The organism is Pseudomonas rustica (genome assembly GCF_018336155.1).
GTDB lineage: Bacteria > Pseudomonadota > Gammaproteobacteria > Pseudomonadales > Pseudomonadaceae > Aquipseudomonas > Aquipseudomonas rustica.
Genome location: NZ_JAGYHF010000005.1, coordinates 433,933 through 449,974, shown reverse-complemented (window position 1 = coordinate 449,974; position 16,042 = coordinate 433,933). Strand labels below are relative to the sequence as shown.

Here is a 16,042-nt window from a genome sequence, read left to right as displayed (position 1 = left end):
CAGCTTCAGGCTGCCGGCCGTGTCGTTTACGACTGTTTGATGGAAATTGTCATGTCCAGGTTTGCTGCTGTTTCACGCTCGGGTTCCGCCCCGGCATCCTTCGCTTTGAACGAATCACGGATTCGTTTCAGGCACGCTAGCGCCGTCCTTTGCGGCGTCCTGCTGTCCCCGTTGGTGTTGGCCGATGATCACACCGGCCACAACGAAGAACTGAGTCCAACGGTGATCACCGCGATCGCGCCGAGCTCACCGCTGACCATCGTTACCAACCCAAAAGATCCACGCCAACCAGTGCCGGCGAGTGACGGCGGCGATTATCTGAAAACCATTCCGGGCTTCGCGCTGGTGCGCAATGGCGGCACCAACGGCGATCCGGTATTGCGCGGCATGTTCGGCTCGCGTCTGAACATCCTCACCAACGGCAGCATGCTGCTCGGCGCTTGCCCGGGCCGGATGGACGCGCCGACCTCGTACATCTCGCCGGAAACCTACGACAAACTCACCGTGATCAAAGGCCCGCAAACCGTGCTTTACGGCCCGGGCGCCTCGGCGGGCACGGTGTTGTTTGATCGTGAACCGGAGAGCTTCGGCGAACTCGGCACGCGGGTGAACGCCAGCGTTCTGGCCGGTTCTCACGGGCGCTTCGACAAGGTTGTCGACGCCGCTGCCGGTGGCCCGTTGGGTTACGTGCGCGTGATCGGCAACACCGCGCATTCCGACGATTACCGCGACGGCAACAACGACATCGTCGCCTCGCGCTACGACAAGTGGAACGGCGACGTCGCGGTCGGCTGGACGCCGGATGCCGACACCCTGATCGAACTCACCGCCGGCAAGGGCGACGGCGAAGCACGCTACGCTGGGCGCGGCATGGACGGCTCGCAATTCCTGCGTGAAAGCCTCGGTCTGCGCTTCGAAAAATCCAACATCACCGACGTGCTGGAGAAACTCGAAGCGCAGGTCTACTACAACTACGCCGACCATGTTATGGACAACTACACCCTGCGCACGCCGTCGGGCACCGGGATGATGGCCGGGCCCATGGCGTCCAATGTCGACCGTCGCACCCTCGGTGCGCGGATCAAAGCGACCTGGCGTTGGGCCGACATTCAACTGATCACCGGCCTCGACGCGCAGACCAACGAGCATCGCCAGCGCAGTTCAATGGGCGTCGACACCTACAAAGATCTGCCCTACACCAAGGACGCCGATTTCCATAACTACGGCGTGTTCGGTGAAATGACCTGGTACGCCGCCGACCGCGATCGGCTGATCACCGGCGCCCGCGTCGACCGCGCCTCGGCCAAGGATTATCGGCAAACCACCGGCTCGGGAATGATGACCCGCCCCAATCCGACCGCCGACGACACCCGCGCCGATACCCTGCCCAGCGGCTTCGTGCGCTACGAGCATGACCTCGCTGACAGCCCGACCACGCTCTACGCCGGCCTCGGTCACGCGCAGCGCTTTCCGGATTACTGGGAGCTGTTCTCGGCGAGCAGCGGCCCGGTCGGTTCGCTCAACGCGTTCGATTCGATCAAACCGGAGAAAACCACGCAGTTCGATTTCGGCGTGAACTACAAGAGCGCCGATCTGGAAGCCTGGGCCTCGGGCTACATCGGCGTGGTGCGCGATTACATCCTGTTCGATTACACCCCGGGAATGATGGGCATGAGCACCTCGCGCGCCGAGAACATCGACGCGCGAATCATGGGTGGTGAACTCGGTGCCGCGTATCAACTCACCGACAACTGGAAGACCGATGCGACCCTGGCCTACGCCTGGGGCAAGAACAGCAGCGACGGTTCGGCCCTGCCGCAAATGCCGCCGCTGGATGCACGCTTCGGTCTGACCTATACCAAAGACAACTGGAGCGCCGGCGCACTGTGGAGGGTGGTTGCCGCGCAAAACCGTATCGACCAGAACAAGGGCAACGTGGTCGGCAAGGATTACGACAAGAGTTCGGGCTTCGGCGTGTTCTCACTCAACGGTGCCTACCGGATCAACAAAAACTGGAAGGTCAGCAGCGGCGTCGACAACCTCTTCGGCAAGGCTTACGCCGAACACCTGAACCTGGCGGGCAACGCCGGATTCGGCTACCCGGCCAACGACCCGCAAGCCATCAATGAACCAGGGCGCACGCTCTGGAGCAAGGTGGACATGAGTTTCTGACAGGCAACACCCACCCATGTGGGAGCGGGCTTGCTCGCGAAGGCGGCGTGCCAGGCGACATCAATGTTGAATGTGCCGCCGCTTTCGCGAGCAAGCCCGCTCCCAAAGGGAATGCAGTGTTGCAACCTGAATGAACAACTAGAAGATCCAAGCCAAGCGGAGCACACGTGATGAATCAGCCCAAACCGAATTTCTACAACCTGGCCTGGCGTTGGCATTTTTACGCCGGGCTCTTCGTCGCCCCTTTTATGGTGATGCTGGCCCTGACCGGCATGATTTACCTGTTCAAACCGCAGCTCGATTCATTGATGTACAGCAGCCTGCTCAACGTCCCCGCCGGTCATCACAGCGTCCCGGCCGATGACTTGCTGCAACGGGTAAAAAGCGCTTATCCACAAGGCCAGGTCACCCAATACCTGCCGCCGGTCAACGCCGAACGCAGCGCGCAATTTGTGGTGACCAACGCCGGTCACGAACTCAACGTGTTCGTCGACCCGTACCACGGCGACATCCTCGGCGAACAAGACGCCAAGCAAAACCTGCAAGCCATCGCCCGCGCGATTCACGGCGAATTGATGATCGGCACCGTCGGTGACCGTCTCATCGAAATGGCCGCCGGTTGGGGCGTGGTGCTGGTGGTGTCCGGGTTGTTCCTGTGGTGGCCGCGCGGTCAGGCCGCCGGCATTTTGTGGCCTCGGCTGAACAGTCGCGGTCGTGTGTTGTGGCGGGATCTGCACGCGGTCACCGGGTTCTGGGGCGCGACATTGCTGCTGGTGATGCTGCTCAGTGGCATGACCTGGACCGGTTTCTGGGGCAAGCAATACGCGCAGGTGTGGAACGTCTTCCCGGCAGCGATGTGGGACAACGTGCCGACCTCCGACGTCGAAGCCCGCAGCCTCAACAGCGCCACGCGCCAGACCGTGCCATGGGCGATGGAAAATACGCCGATGCCGATGTCCGGCGACCACGCCGAACACATGGCCCACGGTGGCGCCAACGCAGGCCCGGCAGCACCGACCATCAGCCTGCAAAACGTGCAGAACATCGCCACCGGACGCAACGTCGAACCTGGCTACAGCATCACGTTGCCGACCACCGCCACCGGCGTGTTCACCATCGCCGTGTTCGCCGATGACCCGCGCAACGACGCCACCCTGCACGTCGATCAGTACACCGGCAAAGTCCTCGCCGATGTGCGTTTCGAACAGTACGGCACGGTTGCCCGCGCCACCGAAATCGGCGTGATGCTCCACGAAGGCAAGATGTTCGGCACCTTCAATCAGATCGTCGTGTTGCTGATCTGCCTGATGATTCTGCTCAGCGCCGTCAGCGGCGTGGTGATCTGGTGGAAGCGTCGGCCACAGGGCAAATTCGGCGTACCACCGCTGCGGCATGACCTGCCGAAATGGAAAACCGGCGTGGTCATCATGCTCGCGCTGGCGGTGATTTTTCCGCTGGTGGGGGCTTCGCTGGTGGTGGTGTGGTTGCTGGATCGACTGCTGCTGTCGCGGTTTGGTCGCCAACCTGAATCTGCCTCAACTTCATCATGAAACAGGCGAGATGCGCGATTTAGACAGCTCTATAGACTGCCGGGGCTTATATGCCGGCAATTTTTAGTGTTACTGTATAACGCGAATTTGCCATTCTGCCCACGACCACAAGTCGTGGGCTTTTCATTTGATGAAGTGATCCACTGCACCGATGAACAAGTACCTCTTGTCCAGCCTCTGCCTGTTCGCCATGAACAATGCCCACGCCGACAGCGCCCCCCTGACGTTGCCCACCGGCACCATCAGCGCGCCCGCCGTTGACGATGCAACCGTCAGCCTCACCACGCCGACCACCGCCGGTTCGCGGCTGAACCTCAGCGCCATGCAAACCCCGGCCAGCGTTGAAAGCCTCAGCGGCGAGCAAGTCCGCGCACGCGGCGATCGCAGCGTGCAGGACGCGGTGTCGCGCAGCACCGGCATCAGCCGCACCGGGACGCCGGGCGATGGCGGCACATCGTTGCAGGCGCGCGGTTTCACCGGTCAGAGTTCGGTGATGCAGTTGTATGACGGTAATCGTATGTACACCGGCATGGGCACCGTCACGTTTCCGGTCGACACTTGGTCGGTCGAGCGTGTCGATGTGCTGCGTGGCCCGGCGTCGGTGTTGTACGGCGAAGGCGCGACCGGCGCGGTGGTCAACGTCATTCCGAAGAAGCCATTCGAGGGCGACATCGAAAATCATCTGCGCGTCGGTTATGGCTCTTACGACAGCCAACAGCAGGCCTTCGACAGCGGCGGTTCACTGAGCGATACGTTGAGCTATCGCCTCAATCTCAATCGTCTGCGCAGCCACGGCTGGATCGATCACGGCGACGCCTCCAGCGACTTCATCAGCGCGGCCCTGCGCTGGCAGGCCAGCGAAGATCTGGCGTTCACCCTCGCCCACGATTACGGCGATCAGCACCCGCAAAACTACTTCGGCACGCCGTTGATCAACGGCCATTTGCAGGACAGCCTGCGTTACAAGAACTACAACGTGCGCGACGACAAACAGCACTACAACGATCAGTGGACGCGTCTGACCAGCGACTGGCAGATCAACGACTCGGTCAGCGCCAGCAACGAGTTGTACTACCTCAAAGCCCAGCGCCGCTGGCAGAACGCCGAGAACTACAACTTCGACGCGGGCACGCAGCAACTCAGTCGCAGCGGTTATTTCGGCATCGGCCATAAACAAGAACAGGTTGGCGACCGTCAGACCTTCACCTTCAAACACTCGCTGTTCGGCCTCGACAGCCAGACCGTCAGCGGCGTCGAGTACAACCGCATCCGCTTCCAGCTCAACAGCAACTCGCCGTTCAACGACGTGTTGCCGACCGGTCAGGCCGTGGATCTCTATCACCCGCAAGCCGGCACTTTCGAGAGCGCCGACCCTTATCGCGATCAGTTCGACAGCACCACCAAACAGATGTCGGTGTTCGCCGAGAACCGCACGCAACTGAGTGAGCGCTGGTCGCTGGTCGCTGGTGTACGCCGCGATTACGTGCACGTCGATCGCAATAATCTGCTCGATGGCAGTCAGAGCGACAAGACCCTGACCGGCAACAACTGGAAGGCCGGGCTGGTGTTTGCGTTGACGCCGGACACCTCGTTCTACGGCCAGATGGCGACCAGCACCGACGGTATTGGCGGGCTGATTTCTCTGAGCCCGAGCCAGCAGCAATACGATCTGTCGACGGCACGCCAGACTGAAGTCGGCATGAAGCAGTTGTTCTGGGATCAGCGCGGCGAGTTCACATTGGCGGCGTATCGCATTGTGAAAAAGAAGCTGCTGACTGACGATCCGGGCAACCCGACGCTTAAGCAGCAAGTGGGTCAGCAGTCGTCTAACGGTCTGGAAGCGAGCCTCGATCTGCAACTGCCGCACGCCTGGCAACTGCAAGCGAACGCGGCGATCGTGAAGGCCAAGTACGACGATTTCTCAGAGGTGGTGAACGGCCAGACGCTGTCGTATAACGGCAATCGTCCGGTGGACGTGCCAAGGCGTACGGCCAACCTTTGGTTGAACAAAGCGCTCAGCGATGATCTCAAGGCCGGCGCCGGTGTGCGGTATGTTGATGCGCGTTACGCCGACATGGCCAACCGCAACGAGCTGCCGAGTTACACCGTGGTCGATGCGACGTTGTCGTGGCAAGCGCTGCGCAATACGACGCTGGGCATGCAGGTGAACAACCTGTTTGACCGCCGGTATGCGCAAAGCCAATACAATGTGGGGCAGCAGTGGATCCTTGGCGAACCGCGCTCGTTTTTTGTCAGCGCTGATTACACCTTTTGATTGAAAAGCCTTGCCCTCACCCTAGCCCTCTCCCAGAGGTAGAGGGGACTGACCGAGGTGTTTGGCCAAGTTGCACCGACTTGAAATACCGAGTCGAACTCAGGGTTTGAACAGCATGAAGATCGGCTCCCTTTCCCCCTCTACCCCTTGGGGGAGAGGGTTGGGGTGAGGGGGAAAAAATCTCACTGAACCACCACAATCACCAACATCACACCGGACCCGCATGACCTCACTCACCCTCACCGACCTCGCCTGGTCACCGCTGGGCCACGGCCACTGTCATCACCAGTTCCAGCTGCGTGACGCCTCGTTGCAGGTGGCCGCCGGTGAGTTCGTCGGGTTGATCGGCCCCAACGGCAGCGGCAAAACCAGTCTGCTGCGCTGCGCCTATCGCTTCAGCCCGCCGGAAAGCGGTGAGGTAAAACTCGATCACCACAACGTCTGGAAACAGTCCTCACGCTGGTGTGCGCAACGCATCGCCGTGGTCTTGCAGGAGTTTCCCGATGCCTTCGGCCTGACCGTCGAAGAGGTCGTCGCCATGGGCCGCTCGCCGCACAAACGTCTGTTCGACGGCGACACCCGGGAAGACCGCGATCTGGCCACTCAAGCGCTGAAATCCGTCGGCCTCGAAGGCTTCGAAGACCACGCCTTCGCCACCCTCTCCGGCGGTGAAAAGCAACGAGTGATTCTCGCCCGCGCCCTGACTCAACAACCGCAACTGCTGATCCTCGACGAGCCGACCAATCACCTCGACCCGCGCTATCAGCTCGAATTGCTGCAACTGGTCAAACGCCTGAAGATCGGCACCCTCGCCAGCATCCACGACCTGAATTTGGCCGCCGCGTTCTGCGACCGTTTGTACGTGATCGATCACGGCCGCATCGTCGCCAGCGGCACGCCGCAAGAAGTCCTCACTGAACAATTGCTGCGCGAGGTGTTCGGCGTCGAAGCGTTGATCGATGCGCATCCCCTCCACGGCTACCCGCGAATCACCTGGATAACCCGACCATGACCCTGCGTTCCCTGCTTTGCGTCGCTCTTCTGTTGTGCAGTGCCGAGGCTTTGGCCGAATCGACGAAATACCCGCTGACCGTGCACAGCTGCAACCGCGACGTGACTTTCAAGGAAGCGCCAAAACACGCGGTCAGCCACGACATCAACATGACCCAGATGATGCTCGCCCTCGGCCTCAAATCGCGGATGGCCGGCTACAGCGGCGTCAGTGGCTGGAAGTCGGTGACACCCGAGATGCAATCGCTGCTCGACGGTTTGCCGGAGCTCGCGGCGAAGTACCCGTCGGTGGAAACCCTGCTCAATGCCAATGTCGATTTCTTCTTCGCCGGTTGGGATTACGGCATGCGCGTCGGCGGCGACCTGACGCCGCAAACCCTGCAACCGCTGGGTATCAATGTCTACGAGTTGACCGAGTCCTGCGCTTTCGTGATGAAGCGCCCGGCGGCGACGCTGGAGGACACTTACAACGACCTGCGCAACCTCGGCAAAATCTTCGACGTGCAGGATCGCGCCAATGCCTTGATCGCCGACATGCAGGCGCAAGTCGCTGCCGTGCGCAAAGACCTGCCGGCAGAAAAGCCGCGCGTGTTCCTTTATGACAGCGGCGAAGACCGCGCGATGACCTCTGGCCGCCTCGGCATGCCGCAAGCACTGATCGATGCGGCGGGCGGGCACAATATTCTCGATGACGTCGACGCGAGCTGGACGCGGGTCAACTGGGAAACCGTGGTTGAACACAATCCACAGGTGATCGTGATCGTCGACTACAGCGAAATCACCGCAGATCAGAAAATCCAGTTCCTGCTCGATAACCAAGCGCTGCAATCGGTCGATGCGATCAAGCACCAACGCTTCATCGTCATTCCGTATGTGCAGGCCACGCCGGGCATCGACAACGTGTTGGCCGTTGAAACCCTGGCCAAAGGTTTCCACGGCGAATGATCAACCGTCGCTATGCCTTGCTGCTGATCGCCCTCGGCGCCGTGTTGCTGGTGTCGTGCGTGGTCTCGCTCGGCTTCGGCCCGGCGCGGGTGCCGGTGGACGTGGTGTGGAGGATTTTGCTGCACAAGGCTTTCGGTGTTGGCGAGGTGAGCTGGAGCGCCGGGCAGGAACATATCGTCTGGCTGATTCGCGTGCCGCGCATGCTCCTCGGTGCACTGGTCGGTGCCGGGCTGGCGCTGATCGGCGCGGTGCTGCAAGCGGTGACGCGCAATCCGCTGGCCGATCCGCATCTGCTCGGCGTCACCTCCGGGGCGACGCTGGGCGCGGTGATTGTGGTGCTGCACGTCGGCGAAATTGTCGGGCTGTTGACCTTGCCGATCGCCGCGTTCATCGGCGCGCTGTTGAGCATGCTGGTGGTGCTGGCGATTGCCAGTCGCCATGGCCGGCTCGACAGTGACCGCCTGCTGCTGTGTGGCGTGGCGGTGTCGTTCGTGATGATGGCGATCGCCAATCTGCTGCTGTTCATGGGCGACCATCGCGCGAGTTCGGCGGTGATGTTCTGGATGCTCGGCGGCCTCGGGCTGGCGCGTTGGGAGTTGCTCGCGGTGCCAGCGGCCAGCGTGCTGCTCGGGTTGATGTTGCTGCTGGGCATGGCGCGACCGTTGAACGCATTGATGGCCGGCGAGCAAACCGCCGTGACCCTCGGTTTGAATGCACGCGCGGTGCGTTTACGGGTGTTCGTCATCGCCTCGTTGATGACCGGTGTGCTGGTATCGATCAGCGGCTCGATCGGCTTTGTCGGGCTGATGGTGCCGCACATCGCGCGGCGTCTGGTCGGTGCCGAGCATCGGCGTTTGCTGCCGGCGTGCGTGCTGCTTGGCAGCATCTTTCTGGTCTGGGTCGATGTCGCAGCGCGCACATTGATCGCGCCGGAAGACCTGCCGATCGGCATCGCCACTGCTGCCATCGGCGGCCTCTTCTTCATCGGCCTGATGCGCCGCCGCTGACCCACACACATTTCTCCTCCCCGTAGGAGCTGCCGAAGGCTGCGATCTTTTGATCTTGTTTTAAGAGCAAGATCAAAAGATCGCAGCCTTCGGCAGCTCCTACACATGATTTTTCGCGCCCCAAAGTGGCGCGACCGCATGCACCAACGCGCCCTGCGCGTCCCTTCGTGGTGCAGCGCAAAACCGCGCAAGCGCTCTAACACGACATTTTCCTGCCTGAACCCGACCGGGCACAGCCCTTGCAAAACAGCCTTCAGTCGTCCGCATCTGCCAACCAAAAAAACTTCAAATGTTCATGGAGATCGCACAATGAAGCGTCGCAGTTTGATCAAGGCTTTCACACTCACGGCATCGATTGCCGCGATGGGCATGACCTGGACTGTCCAGGCCGCCGAGACCATCAAGGTCGGGATTCTGCATTCGTTGTCCGGCACCATGGCGATCTCCGAAACGTCGCTCAAAGACATGGCGCTGATGACCATCGACGAGATCAACGCCAAGGGCGGCGTCAACGGCAAGATGCTTGAGCCGGTCGTGGTTGACCCGGCATCGAACTGGCCGCTGTTCGCCGAGAAAGGCCGGCAGTTGCTGACCCAGGACAAGGTTGCCGTGGTGTTCGGCTGCTGGACTTCCGTGTCACGTAAATCGGTGTTGCCGGTGTTCGAAGAGCTCAACGGTCTGCTGTTCTACCCGGTGCAATACGAAGGCGAAGAGATGTCGCCAAACGTCTTCTACACCGGCGCCGCGCCGAACCAGCAAGCGATCCCGGCGGTGGAATATTTGATGAGCGAAGAAGGCGGCAGCGCCAAGCGCTACTTCCTCCTCGGCACCGACTACGTCTACCCGCGCACCACCAACAAAATCCTGCGTTCGTTCCTGCATTCCAAAGGTGTGGCCGACAAGGACATCGAAGAGGTCTACACGCCGTTCGGTCACAGCGACTATCAAACCATCGTCGCCAACATCAAAAAATTCTCCGCCGGTGGCAAGACTGCGGTCATCTCGACCGTCAACGGCGACTCCAACGTGCCGTTCTATAAAGAACTGGCCAACCAGGGTTTGAAAGCCACCGACGTACCAGTCGTGGCGTTCTCGGTCGGCGAAGAAGAGCTGCGCGGCATCGACACCAAGCCGTTGGTGGGCAACCTCGCGGCGTGGAACTACTTCGAATCCGTCGAGAACCCGGCGAACAAGAAATTCGTCGCTGACTGGAAAGCCTACGCGAAGAAACACAACCTGCCGGGCGCGGACAAAGCCGTGACCAACGACCCGATGGAAGCCACTTACGTCGGTATCCACATGTGGGCGCAGGCGGTTGAGAAAGCCAAATCCACTGACGTCGACAAAGTACGTGAAGCGCTGGCCGGGCAGACCTTTGCGGCGCCATCGGGCTACACGCTGACCATGGACAAGACCAACCACCACCTGCACAAACCGGTGATGATCGGCGAGATTCAGGCCGATGGTCAGTTCAACGTCGTGTGGCAGACCGAAGGGCCGATCCGTGCGCAACCGTGGAGCCCGTTCATTCAGGGCAACGACAAGAAGCCGGATTATGCGGTGAAGAGCAACTGAGTTATCCCGCTCAACCTGATCGTTCCCACGCTCTGCGTGGGAATGCCTCAACGGACGCTCTGCGTCCGCTTTGGGGACGCGGAGCGTCCCGGGCTGCATTCCCACGCGGAGCGTGGGAACGATCACTACGCAAGGCCACGCATATGCGCACTGCCATACACCGCTTGCTTCTCGCCATCGCACTGTTGCTGCCAATGCTCGCCCACGCCGGCGATGCCGAAGACTTCGTCGCGGCCAATCCCGTGCAACAGGCCAAACTGCTGGAAACCTGGGCCGCGCAGCCCGATCCGGCGCGTATCGAACTGATCAACGCCCTGCAACAAGGCGAGTTGACCATCGATGGCCAGCCAAAAACCCTGCGCCTGAACAATCGCCTGCGGGGTCTGATCGACACCGCCATGGCCAGCCATCAATTGCTCGCCGCCGACGCCAAAATCCGTCTGACTGCCGCGCAGCAATTGCAGAAAAGCGCGAAACCCGCGCAGCTGAAATTCCTCGACCAGCAACTCGCTGGCGAAAAAGATGACAGCGTCCACGCCGCCCTGAGCCTGGCGCTGGCCAATCTGCAACTGGTCGACACTGACCCCGCCGTGCGCCTCGCCGCAGTGAGATTGCTCGGCGAAACCGGCGATCCACTCGCCCGTACTCGCCTCGAAGGTTTGCTCGAACCCGGCGTCGAAGCCGATGCCAACGTGCGCACCGCCGCCGAAACCAGCCTCGCCCAGGTCAAACGCAAACTGCTGATCGGCGAGATCCTCGGTCAGGCCTTTAGCGGCATGTCCCTTGGTTCGATTCTGTTGTTGGCGGCACTTGGTCTGGCCATCACCTTCGGTCTGCTCGGCGTGATCAACATGGCCCACGGCGAGATGCTGATGCTCGGCGCCTACTCGACGTATGTGGTGCAGTTGATGTTCCAGCGCTACGCACCGCAAGCCATCGAGTTTTATCCGTTGATCGCATTGCCGGTGGCGTTCTTCGTTACCGCCGCAATCGGCATGGCACTGGAGCGCACGGTGATTCGTCACCTCTACGGCCGCCCACTGGAAACATTGCTCGCCACGTGGGGCATCAGCCTGATGCTGATTCAACTGGTGCGCCTGTTGTTCGGCGCGCAGAACGTTGAAGTCGCCAACCCGGCGTGGCTGTCCGGCGGTATTCAAGTGCTGCCGAATCTGGTGCTGCCGTACAACCGCATCGTCATCATCGCTTTCGCACTGTTCGTGGTGGTGCTGACGTGGCTGCTGCTGAACAAAACCCGCCTCGGCCTCAACGTCCGCGCCGTTACCCAGAACCGCAATATGGCGGCTTGCTGCGGCGTGCCGACCGGTCGTGTCGACATGCTCGCCTTCGGCCTCGGCTCGGGCATTGCCGGCCTCGGCGGTGTGGCGCTGAGCCAGATCGGCAACGTCGGCCCGGACCTCGGCCAGAGCTACATCATCGACTCGTTCCTCGTCGTGGTGCTCGGCGGCGTCGGCCAGTTGGCCGGTAGCGTGCTCGCGGCATTTGGCTTGGGCATCGCCAACAAGATTCTCGAACCGCAGATCGGTGCGGTGCTCGGCAAGATCCTGATCCTCGCGCTGATCATTCTGTTTATCCAGAAACGTCCGCAAGGCCTCTTCGCACTGAAAGGACGGGTGATCGACTGATGAACCAGCCTCTGTTAGTCACGGCCACGCAAAAGGCCGGGCCGAAAGTCACCCTCGCGATTGGCGCGGTAATACTCGCCCTGCTGATCGCCCTGCCGCTGCTGTCGTTGTTGTCGCCCGACAATGCGCTGCACATCTCGGCGTATACGCTGACGCTGGTCGGCAAAATCCTCTGCTACGCCATCGTCGCACTGGCGCTGGATCTGGTCTGGGGTTACGCCGGTTTGCTCTCGCTGGGTCACGGTCTGTTCTTCGCCCTTGGCGGTTATGCGATGGGCATGTACCTGATGCGTCAGGCTGCCGGCGATGGTCTGCCGGCGTTCATGACCTTCCTGTCGTGGAGCGAATTGCCGTGGTACTGGACCGGCACCAGCAGCTTCGTCTGGGCGATGTGTCTGGTGGTGTTGGCGCCGGGTTTGCTGGCGCTGGTGTTCGGTTTCTTCGCCTTCCGTTCGCGGATCAAAGGCGTGTATTTCTCGATCATGACCCAGGCCCTGACCTTCGCCGGCATGCTCCTGTTTTTCCGCAACGAGACCGGGTTTGGTGGCAACAATGGTTTCACCAATTTCCGCACGATTCTCGGTTTCGGCATCACTGAACCGGGCACCCGCGCGGTGCTGTTTCTGGCCACGGTGTTGTTGCTGGTGGCGAGCCTGTTCATCGGCTGGCGCCTGGCGCAGAGCAAGTTTGGCCGCGTGCTGACCGCATTGCGTGATGCGGAAAACCGCTTGATGTTCTGTGGCTACGACCCGCGCGGTTTCAAGTTGTTCGTGTGGGTCTTGAGTGCGGTGTTGTGTGGTCTGGCCGGTGCGTTGTATGTGCCGCAAGTCGGGATCATCAACCCGAGCGAAATGTCGCCGACCAACTCGATTGAAGCGGCGGTTTGGGTTGCCCTTGGCGGGCGCGGCACGCTGATCGGCCCGTTGCTCGGTGCCGGTGTGGTCAACGGCATGAAGAGCTGGTTCACCGTGGCGTTCCCGGAATACTGGCTGTTCTTCCTCGGCGCGCTGTTTATCGTCGTGACGCTGTACCTGCCCAAAGGCGTGATCGGTCTGCTGAAGAAACGAGGTGAACAATGAGAGTCACAGCGAGCGCTGAATTCATGTTGGAACCAGCCTTTTTTCCCGTCGAACCGAACAAGGACGCCGGCACCAGCCGCGACTCGATCGGCCTCGGCCAACGCGTCGGCCCGGGCCTCGACACCCGCCACGGCACGATCCTGACCCTCGAAGACATCAGCGTCAGCTTCGATGGCTTTCGCGCACTGAACAATCTGAATCTGTACATCGGCGTCGGCGAGTTGCGCTGCATCATCGGCCCCAACGGTGCGGGCAAGACCACGCTGATGGACGTGATCACCGGCAAGACTCGCCCCAGCCATGGCAAGGCGTGGTTTGGCGAAACACTGGATCTGACGCAAATGAGCGAAGTGCAAATTGCTCAGGCCGGCATCGGTCGCAAGTTTCAGAAGCCGACAGTGTTCGAGGCTTTGAGCGTGTTTGAAAACCTTGAACTGGCGCAGAAAACCGACAAGTCGGTATGGGCCAGTTTGCGTGCGCGGTTAAGTGGTGAGCAGAAGGATCGCATCAGCGAAGTGCTGGAGACGATTCGCCTGACCACCTCGGTCAATCGCCCGGCAGGGTTGTTGTCCCACGGGCAGAAGCAGTTTCTCGAGATCGGCATGTTGCTGATGCAGGATCCGCAATTGCTCCTGCTCGATGAACCGGTGGCGGGGATGACCGATGCGGAAACCGAGTTCACGGCTGAGTTGTTCAAGAGCCTGGCGGGCAAGCATTCGCTGATGGTGGTGGAGCATGACATGGGCTTTGTCGGCTCGATTGCTGACCATGTGACCGTGTTGCACCAGGGCAGCGTGCTGGCGGAAGGCTCGCTTGAGCAAGTGCAGGAAAACGAGCGCGTGATCGAGGTTTACCTCGGCCGCTAAGGTTTGCGAATAGATCGTTCCCACGCTCTGCGTGGGAATGCCGCCATGGACGCTCTGCGTCCGCCGTTATGTGACGCGGAGCGTCACGGGATGCGTTCCCACGCAGAGCGTGGGAACGATCACCGGGGGAGATTTTGGACATGCTGCAAGTCGACAAGCTGCACCAGTACTACGGCGGTAGCCACATCCTGCGCGGTCTCTCGTTCGACGTGAAAGTCGGCGAAGTCACCTGCCTGCTCGGGCGCAACGGCGTCGGCAAAACCACCCTGCTCAAATGCCTGATGGGCCTGCTGCCCGCGAAAGAAGGCGCAGTGAACTGGGAAGGCAAACCGATCACCACGTTCAAGCCGCATCAACGCGTTCACGCCGGAATCGCTTACGTGCCGCAAGGTCGGGAAATCTTCGGCCGCCTGACCGTTGAGGAAAATCTGTTGATGGGCCTGTCGCGGTTTCCCGGCAGTGAAGCCAAAGAAGTGCCAAGTTTCATTTATGAATTGTTCCCGGTGCTGCTACAAATGAAGCAGCGTCGCGGCGGTGACCTCTCCGGCGGTCAGCAACAGCAATTGGCGATTGGTCGCGCGTTGGCCAGTCGTCCGCGTTTACTGATCCTCGATGAGCCCACCGAAGGCATTCAACCCTCGGTGATCAAGGAAATCGGCGCGGTGATCAAGAAACTCGCGGCGCGCGGCGACATGGCGATTTTGCTGGTCGAGCAGTTCTACGATTTCGCGGCGGAGCTGGCCGATCAATACCTGGTGATGTCCCGGGGCGAGATCGTGCAACAGGGTCGCGGCGAAAATATGGAGGCCGAAGGCGTGCGCGGGCTGGTCACGATCTAAGGCAACGATCTAATCTGTAGCTTCCTAACGATAATTACAAACCATGAATTCGACTGTTTCACCTGCCCTGTTTACCCCGAGCTGGCACGCCGAGCTGGAACTCGCTTACGCCCGTTTCGGCGATTGCACACGTCCGGTTCAGCGCCGGCACCTCGGCCCGCTGCGCGTGCAAAAGCACCTGTACGCCGAAGGCCCCGAGGTGTGCCAGCACATCATCGTCCACCCGCCGGGCGGAATTGCCGGCGATGATCGTCTCGACATCAGCGTGCGCGTCGAGCAACAGGCCTGGGCGCAGATCACCAGCCCCGGCGCGGCCAAGTGGTATCGCGCCGGTGGCCCGGCTTATCAGAAACTCGACTTTAAAGTGGCGGCCGGCGCGACGCTGGAATGGCTGCCGCAGGAAACCATCGTCTACAGCGCCGCCCAGGCTGAACTGAGCACTTCGATTGATCTTGAAGGTGACGCGCGTTTGTTTTATTGGGACGTGGTGGCGTTGGGGCGTCCGGCCAGTGGCGAGCGTTTTGATCGCGGGCATTTTCAGGCGCATCTGGATATTCGCCGCGACGGCCGATTGCTCTGGCATGAACGCCAGCGCATTGTCGGTGACGACGGTTTGCTTGATTCGCCGATCGGGCTGGATGGTCATCCGGTGTTTGCGACGTTGTTGGTCACCGGTGAGATTGATGCTGAGTTGCTGGAGCGTTGTCGTTCGCTGGGGCATGACGTGCGCGGGGATTTGACGCAATTGCCGGGGCTGTTGGTTGCCCGGTGTCTGGCTAACGAAGCATTGCTCGCTCGTGCGTGGCTGATCGATTTATGGCGCTTGCTACGCCCGGTGCTGCTGGACCGCGAAGCGGTGTCACCGAGAATATGGAGCACCTGAAAGCAACCCTCACCCCCCGCCCTCTCCCGGAGGGAGAGGGAGCCTGACCGAGTCGATTGAAATGAATTTAACTGCCTGAACGAATTCTGCTGACTGAACCGGCCATTGAAAACAACCGAGATCAGTCCCCTCTCCCTCGGGAGAGGGCTAGGGTGAGGGGCTGCTCCAACTGGCAGCCCACACCCGCAAGAACC

12 protein-coding genes are annotated in these 16,042 nt (G+C 60.9%); all 12 read left to right on the top strand.

Annotated features, from left to right (window positions below):
- Positions 1-51: 51 nt before the first annotated feature.
- The 12 genes from KFS80_RS12260 to KFS80_RS12205 all read left to right on the top strand — a co-directional run bounded on the left by KFS80_RS12260 (position 52) and on the right by KFS80_RS12205 (position 15,848).
- Positions 52-2,172, top strand: a complete 2,121-nt coding sequence (locus tag KFS80_RS12260; protein WP_212544938.1) for a TonB-dependent copper receptor — start codon at positions 52-54, stop codon at positions 2,170-2,172.
- Between the two features lie 170 nt (positions 2,173-2,342).
- Positions 2,343-3,722: a PepSY-associated TM helix domain-containing protein gene (locus tag KFS80_RS12255; RefSeq protein WP_212544937.1), complete on the top strand. Its 1,380-nt coding sequence runs from the start codon at positions 2,343-2,345 to the stop codon at positions 3,720-3,722.
- Positions 3,723-3,873: 151 nt separating this feature from the next.
- Complete coding sequence (locus KFS80_RS12250) at positions 3,874-5,997, top strand: TonB-dependent receptor (protein WP_212544936.1); 2,124 nt, start codon at positions 3,874-3,876, stop codon at positions 5,995-5,997.
- Between the two features lie 223 nt (positions 5,998-6,220).
- Positions 6,221-7,009, top strand: coding sequence for an ABC transporter ATP-binding protein (locus KFS80_RS12245; RefSeq protein ID WP_212544935.1), 789 nt, complete (start codon positions 6,221-6,223; stop codon positions 7,007-7,009).
- On the top strand, positions 7,006-7,953 hold the full coding sequence (locus KFS80_RS12240; RefSeq protein WP_212544934.1) for an ABC transporter substrate-binding protein: 948 nt from the start codon (positions 7,006-7,008) through the stop codon (positions 7,951-7,953). Before KFS80_RS12245 ends, KFS80_RS12240 begins: the two co-directional genes overlap by 4 nt.
- Positions 7,950-8,960, top strand: a complete 1,011-nt coding sequence (locus KFS80_RS12235; protein ID WP_212544933.1) for a FecCD family ABC transporter permease — start codon at positions 7,950-7,952, stop codon at positions 8,958-8,960. Before KFS80_RS12240 ends, KFS80_RS12235 begins: the two co-directional genes overlap by 4 nt.
- Positions 8,961-9,269: 309 nt before the next feature.
- Positions 9,270-10,535, top strand: coding sequence for an urea ABC transporter substrate-binding protein (urtA, locus tag KFS80_RS12230; protein WP_053116878.1), 1,266 nt, complete (start codon positions 9,270-9,272; stop codon positions 10,533-10,535).
- A gap of 143 nt (positions 10,536-10,678) precedes the next feature.
- Entirely contained in the window at positions 10,679-12,181 is a 1,503-nt protein-coding gene (gene urtB, locus KFS80_RS12225) for an urea ABC transporter permease subunit UrtB (protein ID WP_212544932.1), read from the top strand.
- On the top strand, positions 12,181-13,260 hold the full coding sequence (urtC, locus tag KFS80_RS12220) for an urea ABC transporter permease subunit UrtC (RefSeq protein WP_212544931.1): 1,080 nt from the start codon (positions 12,181-12,183) through the stop codon (positions 13,258-13,260). The genes urtB and urtC overlap by 1 nt, the downstream gene beginning before the upstream one ends.
- A complete protein-coding gene (urtD, locus tag KFS80_RS12215; protein WP_008078129.1) occupies positions 13,257-14,126 on the top strand; it encodes an urea ABC transporter ATP-binding protein UrtD in 870 nt (289 codons plus the stop codon). Before urtC ends, urtD begins: the two co-directional genes overlap by 4 nt.
- A gap of 140 nt (positions 14,127-14,266) precedes the next feature.
- A complete protein-coding gene (urtE, locus tag KFS80_RS12210) occupies positions 14,267-14,965 on the top strand; it encodes an urea ABC transporter ATP-binding subunit UrtE (RefSeq protein WP_053116875.1) in 699 nt (232 codons plus the stop codon).
- 43 nt (positions 14,966-15,008) lie between these two features.
- Positions 15,009-15,848: an urease accessory protein UreD gene (locus KFS80_RS12205; protein WP_212544930.1), complete on the top strand. Its 840-nt coding sequence runs from the start codon at positions 15,009-15,011 to the stop codon at positions 15,846-15,848.
- Positions 15,849-16,042 lie beyond the last annotated feature (194 nt).

Excerpts from the sequence above, each read along its gene's own strand:
- KFS80_RS12235 (WP_212544933.1), top strand. The coding sequence starts at position 7,950 with ATGATCAACCGTCGCTATGCCTTGCTGCTGATCGCCCTCGGCGCCGTG.
- KFS80_RS12240 (WP_212544934.1), top strand. The coding sequence starts at position 7,006 with ATGACCCTGCGTTCCCTGCTTTGCGTCGCTCTTCTGTTGTGCAGTGCC.
- KFS80_RS12245 (WP_212544935.1), top strand. The coding sequence starts at position 6,221 with ATGACCTCACTCACCCTCACCGACCTCGCCTGGTCACCGCTGGGCCAC.
- KFS80_RS12255 (WP_212544937.1), top strand. The coding sequence starts at position 2,343 with ATGAATCAGCCCAAACCGAATTTCTACAACCTGGCCTGGCGTTGGCAT.
- urtB (WP_212544932.1), top strand. The coding sequence starts at position 10,679 with ATGCGCACTGCCATACACCGCTTGCTTCTCGCCATCGCACTGTTGCTG.
- KFS80_RS12260 (WP_212544938.1), top strand. The coding sequence starts at position 52 with ATGTCCAGGTTTGCTGCTGTTTCACGCTCGGGTTCCGCCCCGGCATCC.
- urtA (WP_053116878.1), top strand. The coding sequence starts at position 9,270 with ATGAAGCGTCGCAGTTTGATCAAGGCTTTCACACTCACGGCATCGATT.
- KFS80_RS12205 (WP_212544930.1), top strand. The coding sequence starts at position 15,009 with ATGAATTCGACTGTTTCACCTGCCCTGTTTACCCCGAGCTGGCACGCC.
- urtC (WP_212544931.1), top strand. The coding sequence starts at position 12,181 with ATGAACCAGCCTCTGTTAGTCACGGCCACGCAAAAGGCCGGGCCGAAA.
- urtD (WP_008078129.1), top strand. The coding sequence starts at position 13,257 with ATGAGAGTCACAGCGAGCGCTGAATTCATGTTGGAACCAGCCTTTTTT.
- KFS80_RS12250 (WP_212544936.1), top strand. The coding sequence starts at position 3,874 with ATGAACAAGTACCTCTTGTCCAGCCTCTGCCTGTTCGCCATGAACAAT.
- urtE (WP_053116875.1), top strand. The coding sequence starts at position 14,267 with ATGCTGCAAGTCGACAAGCTGCACCAGTACTACGGCGGTAGCCACATC.